The sequence below is a fragment of the Roseisolibacter sp. H3M3-2 genome (genome assembly GCF_029211165.1).
Lineage (GTDB): Bacteria > Gemmatimonadota > Gemmatimonadetes > Gemmatimonadales > Gemmatimonadaceae > Roseisolibacter.
This window is the reverse complement of record NZ_JARGEK010000697.1, coordinates 1-988: the sequence shown is the minus strand read 5'-3', so window position 1 is coordinate 988 and position 988 is coordinate 1. Positions and strand designations below refer to the sequence as shown.

General features: G+C 78.7%; 1 protein-coding gene. It reads left to right on the top strand.

Going from position 1 to position 988, the window contains the following annotated elements:
• Positions 1–988: L-seryl-tRNA(Sec) selenium transferase (gene selA, locus PYV61_RS25805; RefSeq protein ID WP_275836755.1), on the top strand; the 988-nt coding region annotated here is incomplete at both ends.

The window sequence follows — 988 nt, the reverse complement described above, 5'->3', positions numbered from 1 at the left end:
GCCCGGAGGCGCCCGACGCCGCGCCGCCCGACGCCCTCGCGGCGGGGCGCGCGGCCGCCGAGGCGCTCGAGGCGCGCCTGCGCCCGTCGCTCCGCCCGGTGCTCAACGCCACCGGCGTCGTGCTGCACACGAACCTCGGGCGCGCGCCCCTCGCCGAGTCGGCGCTGGACGCGGTGCGCGCGGTCGCCGAGGGGTACGCGAACCTCGAGTACGACGTCGCGCGCGGCGCCCGCGGCTCGCGCCACGACCACTGCGTCGCCCTGCTGCGCGAGCTGACCGGCGCCGAGGACGCGGTCGTCGTCAACAACTGCGCGGCGGGGCTCGTGCTCGCGCTGGCGGCGCTCGCGCACGGCGGCGAGGTCGTCGTGTCGCGCGGCGAGCTGGTGGAGATCGGCGGGAGCTTCCGCGTCCCCGACATCATGGCCACCAGCGGCGCGCGGCTGCGCGAGGTGGGCACCACGAACCGCACGTACGCCGAGGACTACGCGCGCGCGCTCGTGCCCGAGACCGCGGCGCTGCTCAAGGTCCACCGCAGCAACTTCGCCATCGAGGGGTTCACGGCGCAGGCGTCGGTGGCCGAACTGGCGCCGGTGGCGGCGCGCGCGGGCGTGCCGCTGCTGCACGACTTCGGCAGCGGGCTGCTGCTGCCGCTCGACGCGCACGGGCTGAGCGGCGAGCCGACGGCGCGCGACCTCGTCGACGCGGGGGCGACGCTGGTCATCATGAGCGGCGACAAGCTGCTCGGCGGGCCGCAGGCGGGGCTCGTGGTCGGGCGCGCCGACGCGGTGGCGCGGCTGCGGCGCCACCCGCTCGCCCGCGCGCTGCGCGTCGACAAGCTGACGCTGGCGGCGCTGGAGGCGACGCTGGCGCTCTACCGCGACCCCGCCAAGGCGCGGCGCGAGATCCCCGCGCTGGCCATGCTGACCGCCCCCGCCGAGGCGCTGCGCGAGCGCGCCGACCGGCTGGAGGCGGCGCTGGCGGCGCGCGA